The following is a 6,649-nucleotide window of genomic DNA, read 5'->3' on the forward strand; positions in this document are numbered from 1 at the left end:
AGGAAACTTCTCACAATTTTAGCGCCCGGATTATCGCACTGAGGACGAAAGCGATCCCCGCCAGCGCGAGCGGCAAAATCACCCAATAAAAAGCCACCCATCGCAAGGCGTGAAGGAACCGCGCGATTGCGAAGCCGCTCGATGGATTCTCGGGCTGGCATTGCGGCGGTTCGTAAGGGTTCTCGTCCATATCCGCCATTCTACCCGACTCCGCATGAAAAAGCCGGCCGCCGAGACCTACGGATTAAAAGTCCGTTGCACTTGGGTGCAGCCCGGCATGTCGTCCAAACGGGCGCTAGCCGGGCGCAGGGGGCCGCTCCTATCAACACAGTCCTTATAATGGCACGTCGGGCAAGGTCCTTGTTTTGCCGGCTCGGGGTAGGGAGAATGGCGGACGTCCTTGAAGCGATTCGTGTGGGGCTACTCACGAAATCGAAGTACCGGATCCCTCAAAACCACCAAGAAGTGAAACCAAGATGAGCACAATCAAAAAGTCTGCCGCGTCACGCCGTCAGTTTCTGAAGAATAGCGGGAGAGTGGCCGCGGCTACGGCCCTGGCCGGTATGGTCGTCCCGCGCGTCCATGCCGCGGAGGACAACACGATTCGCCTGGTGCTGGTCGGATGCGGTGGCCGCGGCACCGGCGCCGCCGCCGACGCCTTGTCGGTCAAGAACGGTCCCATCAAGCTGGTGGCTATGGCTGATGTCTTCAAGGATCGGCTCGACGGCAGCTACGCGTCCACCAAGAAACGGTTCGGGGATCGGGTGGACGTGCCCGAAGATCGTCAGTTCATCGGATTCGACGCCTACCAGAAGGCGATGGACGTTCTGAAGCCCGGTGACGTCGCGATCTTCGCCACGCCGCCGGCGTTCCGGTGGGTGCATTTCACCTACGCCATTGAGAAGGGGCTGAATGTCTTCATGGAAAAGCCGGTGACTGTGGATGGTCCGACGTCGCGCAAAATGTTCAAACTCGCCGAGGAAGCGACCGCGAAGAACCTCAAGGTGGGCGTGGGATTGATGTCGCGACACAGCCGCGCGATGCAACAACTTGCCGACCGCATCCATGGCGGCGAAATCGGTGACCTCATCCTCATGCGTGGCTACCGGATGCACGGGCCCGTTGGATCGATGCGGTCGTTGCCGAAGCCGGCCGGCGTCTCCGAGGTGGAATATCAAGTGCGGAAGTTCCACAGCTTCCTGTGGGCGAGTGGAGGATGTTTCAGCGACTTCTACATTCACATCATCGACCATTCCTGTTGGATGAAAAACGCCTGGCCGGTGCAGGCTCAGGCGATCGGCGGGCGGCATTACCGCGGCGACTACATCGACCAGAATTTCGATACGTACGGCGTCGAATACACGTTTCCCGACGAAACGAAGTTCACCATGGACGGGCGCTGCATCGACGGCTGTTCCGAAATCTACCACAGCTTCGCGCACGGGACCAAAGGCACCGCGGAGATTTCACACAGTGGCGATTGCGGGGCGCCTTCAGCCACGTTCAAGGGTCTGGGCTCGTTGCGGGCCGACATGCTCTGGGAATCCAAGCTCGGCCCCGACGAGGGAAACCCTTACCAGAACGAATGGAACGATCTGGTCGACGCCATCCGCAACAACAAGCCCTACAACGAGGTAAAACGGGGCGTTGAAACCAGCCTGGTAACGTCCATGGGCCGCATGGCTGCGCACACCGGGCGGATCGTCACTTACGATCAGATACTTAACTCCAAACACGAATTCGCCCCCTCCGTCGACAAGCTCACCATGAACGGCGCCGCGCCCCTGGTGGCCGACGCCAAAGGCAAGTATCCCGTGCCGCAGCCGGGAATTGTCACCCAGCAGGAGTATTGAGGCGCGCTGTAAAGCGAGAGCGGGCGTCGCCACTTTTCCGCCGGCTACTGGAACTTGAGGTGTTCTTGCGCTCTGCCGGCCTGATAGGCGGCTGAGGTCGCGGTGAAACGGTCGGCGAGCGAGCCGACGATCGTCAGCGGACGCGGCGCGACTAGACCGAGGGCTTCCGGCACGTCGCAAATGCGCAGCACGTTCAGGAATTGCGGCGCCGTCGAGTCCATGTGCGTGGTCGGGGGAGACACGAGCGTCACGCGGGCGATTTCGGGCGTCCAGATCGCGGCATACGCGGCAATCAGCCCGGCCGCCCCCTTTCCGGCGACCTCAACCGCTGCCGGGCGGGCGGATTGTTCCGACCGAGATCGGCTCGATAGGTACTTGGCCGCAGCCGCTACATCCCAAACCCGGCCCGTGTCAACCGTTCGCCCCAAGAGCGCATGAGATCGTTCGACGTAGTTGGGCGGATTCTTTCGCGTCCATCTCGTGGCGCCAATCCCGCGTGGCTCGCAATAAACGACGGCCTGGTCCGCCGCTGCGATCTTCGTGCTCCAGTCGGGCGTGGTGCCGGCTTCGTCGGCGTTGAGCACGACCAGCAGCACGCTACTTGCCCCCTTGGAAATGGTCTTCTCCGCATAACGGAGCCGAAACTCGATTCCTTGCTCGGATTGCATCCGCTCTGTCAGCTTGTCGATATCCGCTAGTCGCCTTGCCGCGGGAATGGTGTCCGGGAAATAGCCGAAACTGACTCGCCGAAGCTCGTCAACGAGTCCTCGCTTCCAATCGTCCAGTTTTCCCGGCTCGGGAGCCGGGACTTTCGCGATCGGCACAAATTGTTCGTCGATCGTCTTGTTGATCGAGTCGCTCGGCAGGTCTGCGTCAGCGGGGAATACGCGCAGCCGCTCTGGAGCAATGGGGTATGATCCCGGATCATTTCCCTCGCTGACCAGATCGACTTCGGTGTCGAGCACCGGTCGTGCATCGCCCTTCAATTGCGCGTTGATGAATCGGAACGAAGCCTGACGGATGTCCCTGCGATAAGCATGCTCGCCAACGCTGACCACGGCGTCCACTTGATCGCTCGCTCCGTAGAGGCTGTAGAGCCGCTTCAATCGGTTGATGACCCGTTCATTCGCGTCCATCGGGAAGTACACGTCGTGGTCGCTGTTCACGAACAGCAAGGCTCGCGGCGCGATCAGCCCCGCGATCCGCGTCCACGGCCACTGGAACGTGTTGTGGATGAACATGCAGTCGCAGTGGCGATTGATTGTGCGATTCGGCACGTACGATTCAAGATCGGCCATGCCGCTAACTGGCACAGCCACCTTGATGCGTTCGTCGAGGGCCGCGATCCAGAATGTAGCCGCGCCGCCCCCGCTGATGCCAGTGACTGCGATCCGTTGCGGATCGACATCGGGCCGGCCGATCAAGTAATCGACGCCGCGCACCCCGTTCCAAGCCTCGACGCCGGCCGGCGTATAGCCCCGCGAGTGCCACCACCAACGTTCCAGGCTATATGTGCCATGATGGAACGAGGCGATCTCTCCCAGCTCGACCGTATCGACCACGAGACAGATATAGCCATGCCGGGCGAACCAGATGCCATGCGACTGATAGGCAACCTTGTTTCCATTGCGCCCGCGACCGGAGTGGCCGCACACGTAGAGGATGGCAGGCAGTTTTTTCCCCGGCTCGACGACCGACGGACGGTAAAGATTGCCGGTGACATAAAGCCGCGGCCGGCTCTGATAATGGAGCATTTCGACGACATAGCCGTCGCCCTTGAAGGCGCCCGTGATTTTGGCGTCTAGTGGCGTTTTTTCGGGCAGCGGTGAAAGCCCGAGCATATACGCATATTCCTTGGCGTGTTGCGGCCGCTTGGCTTCCCAATCGGCGAGCGACGTGGTGTCGTCAGAAAGCCGAGCGGAGATCTTTTCGGTCTCTTGCCTGAGATACTCCTGTATCATCGCGTCGCCGGGCGAGTCGCGGTCCGGCGCGCCGAACGATTGGGCGTGAACCGGAGTGGCCGACGCTTCCAATCCTCCGATCAAGATGGCGAGCTGCAGAATCAACAAACGCGGCCGGCTTTTCATGGAAACGTCTCTGAGGAGATTACATATCAGAAGGCGACGCTTTGCCAGCCACGATGGTCGCAACAGCGAACAGCATTGACAGGCTAAAGCGAAAACGAGCGGCGCGAGGCCTTCGGCGGGTCAGCTTTGGGGCGCTCGTCTGGCACGACCCATTATCCGCAACCGCAGCCGGCCGGAGCAAGGCTGCCGAAGCCGGTGTTTACGGCGCTGGCTGATCGGGGGGTGAAGAACTGCACAGGTCTATTTTCTGCTTCTATCGTAGCCAATTCACCATCCGCTCGCCCTTCATATTGTAATGGAGTTCGACTAGCCGCCCGTTGAAGTCAACTTGGACAAGGAACAACGGGCTTCGATTCTCCAACACCGGCGTAATCGAGATGATCGTCCCGATCTGATCTCGCTGGGCGTTCTTTGCGATGTCGAGCAACGAAGCGTGGCTCAGGGCCAGCAGAGTCAACTGTTCGGAGGCCCGAGAAACGTGCGCCACGTCCTTGAAGCTTTCGACCTCAGGAGTCCATTTTTCGGCCAGAGGACTGCCGGCCAATTCGTTCAACACATTTTTTTCCGCGGGAGTGGCCAGCCCTTTTTCCGCCGTATCTACGGACAGCGAGAGCTTTCCATCCTCGATCTCGAATTTCGCGGATAATGCTGCCGTGGGGGCCTTAGCCGCTTGCTCGATGCCCTCGGCCAAAGTGTGCTTGATTCCGGCCAGCGCATGGTGCAACTGCTGGTCCTCGTCGGCAGCGAAGCCGCGCCCGGCGCCCTGACCAAGAATACCAACCACTACGATCGACGCCATGAAAATGATTGCAAAGTTCCTTGACGTCATCGGAACGTCTCGCATTTTTCGGATTGACGATGATCGGTAGAAACGTAGTTGCCGACGGCGCAAGTTCGTCCAAGAAGTGACGCGGCCAACCGTGCGGCTTTCGGTCGGCCAGCAGTACTTAGACGGACTCGCGCCACTTAAGTTCCCGTCGAAGTGCATGGATCGCGGTCTTCGATCCCCCGCCGATCCGCGCCGGCGAAGTGTGTGAGACGGGGCCGCCGCCGTTAATGGCGCGAGCGGCGCGCTGCAGAAGCAATCGAATTCCGAGGTCGGATCGGCCGGATTGCAACCGGACTTTTGGCGAATTCGGCTATGAGAAACCGAGCACGCCGGCCGTATTACGGAATCGCGACGCCGACCGAGACGCCCGGGCGACGGTAGTAGCCGCCGTAGTACGGATATGGCCGGTAATAGCGCGGGCCCCAGTAGGGATCGTAATAGGGATCCGCCACGATGACCGGCGGCGGGGCCTGTTGCACGATGACCGGCTGTGGCGCCGGCGGCTGATGAGCTGGGTTCTGCATCGCTTGGATCACGCGGCTGCTCACCCCGTTTTGGGTGAGGTAGGTGATGTCGGCCGTGTTGAGCGGGCGGACGACGCCGTTGTTGTTGATATGACTGACGATCACCTGCTCGTCGACGCCGGCCCTGGTCATCGCGATCGCGTCTTCAATCGACACACCGCCAGCACCCACCGGATGCCCGAGCCGGGCCTCGATCAGCGCCCGATTGCGAGCTTCGCTCTCGTCGATCTTGTTGCCGACCACAGCGCCCGTGAGCGCGCCGGCCCCGGCGCCGATCACCGCTCCGGCGGCCGTACTATGCAGTTGATGCCCGACGATGCCGCCCAGCACAGCGCCGGTGGCGCCGCCGAACAGTGCCCCCTGGTCGGCGTTGGAAGTTGATTGGCAACCGGTTGCCAGCAAAGCCAAGAATCCTAGCGTTGAGGAGACCGCGAGCGAGCGAGCCATAAGATGAATCCTTTCCTCAATTCCGCGTCTCGAATCCGTCCGACACCCGCCCGGCGCCAAGAGCCTATCCGAGCATGGCGTTTCCTTCTCTCATTATCGGTTCAGAGGGTCAAGAGAGATTGATCCTGTTGCAAGATTGAGAGAAACTGCGCAAGACACGCAAGCTGGCGCGAATTTGACGGGGGAAGCGAGATCGAAAGGAAGGCTGGCCACTCGCTGTCGAGATTGCGTTTTGGGTTCGTGGCGGACGCTGCTTACGTCCGCGCCGACGCTAGCAGCGTCGGCCACGATGGTGCAAATCACCAGTCGCTTCAAGACTTGCTCGGCGCAGATTATTTGGCCGCGCGCGGCTGGAGATTGGCCGTCCGCCAATCGCTCCATTTCTTGAACGCCTCGGCCCGCTCCGTGTCGCTGCGGAAGCCGAAGTTGGCGACTTGATAGAGCAACTGATCGTTCGGTGGAACGCGCGTGAATCCATAGCCCTTTGGATCCTGTCCCGCCAGCCGCAGGCCGACATACAATGCTACGTCGCGCAGTTGCGTCGAGTAGCGGACGCCGTTGACGTCGATCTGCGCGCAGAGATCAGTCGCCTGCATGAACGGTTCAATGAGCGGCAAGTGCTCCTTGCCGCCAAACTTCGAGATGGCCAACAGGGCGAGCGGCTTCACCTGCGGGACGGCGCCCGGCTGCTGAAGCAACCTAATCGCCGGATCCAAGCCTTCCTTCAAGTTGAACCGCATCGCCAGATATAGATTTTGATAGACGAGCGTCTGACTCGCGTCGCGGGCGATCCAAGTTCCAAGAATCTTCTTGAGCAGTTCGGATTGCTGGCCCGCGACAATCGCTGACTGAAACGGTTGGTAATACGGCAAGTTGCCCAACTGCAACGCGAAGTCATCGGCAAGATTG

At 60.5% G+C, this 6,649-nt stretch carries 6 protein-coding genes; 1 reads left to right on the top strand and 5 read right to left on the bottom strand.

The window, feature by feature from the left end; genetic code table 11:
- Positions 1–10: 10 nt before the first annotated feature.
- On the bottom strand, positions 11–190 hold the full coding sequence (locus tag VGY55_12495; GenBank protein HEV2970782.1) for a hypothetical protein: 180 nt from the start codon (positions 188–190) through the stop codon (positions 11–13).
- Between the two features lie 469 nt (positions 191–659).
- On the opposite strand from VGY55_12495, the gene VGY55_12500 reads away from it, so the two are divergent.
- Positions 660–1,853 (top strand): gfo/Idh/MocA family oxidoreductase, encoded by a 1,194-nt coding sequence (locus VGY55_12500; GenBank protein HEV2970783.1) that lies wholly within the window; start codon positions 660–662, stop codon positions 1,851–1,853.
- A 44-nt stretch (positions 1,854–1,897) separates the two neighbouring features.
- Here VGY55_12500 and VGY55_12505 read toward each other — a convergent pair whose 3' ends face one another.
- From VGY55_12505 to VGY55_12520, 4 genes are all read right to left on the bottom strand, one after another.
- The gene (locus tag VGY55_12505) at positions 1,898–3,940 is read right to left on the bottom strand and encodes a prolyl oligopeptidase family serine peptidase (protein ID HEV2970784.1); all 2,043 of its coding nucleotides are present in this window, start codon (positions 3,938–3,940) and stop codon (positions 1,898–1,900) included.
- A gap of 253 nt (positions 3,941–4,193) precedes the next feature.
- Positions 4,194–4,739, bottom strand: coding sequence for a hypothetical protein (locus VGY55_12510; GenBank protein HEV2970785.1), 546 nt, complete (start codon positions 4,737–4,739; stop codon positions 4,194–4,196).
- Positions 4,740–5,107: 368 nt separating this feature from the next.
- Entirely contained in the window at positions 5,108–5,740 is a 633-nt protein-coding gene (locus tag VGY55_12515; GenBank protein HEV2970786.1) for a glycine zipper domain-containing protein, read from the bottom strand.
- A 332-nt stretch (positions 5,741–6,072) separates the two neighbouring features.
- Positions 6,073–6,649 (bottom strand): hypothetical protein (locus VGY55_12520; protein HEV2970787.1); only part of this gene is annotated, 577 nt, incomplete at its 5' end.

Source organism: Pirellulales bacterium (assembly GCA_035939775.1).
Classification (GTDB): domain Bacteria; phylum Planctomycetota; class Planctomycetia; order Pirellulales; family DATAWG01; genus DASZFO01.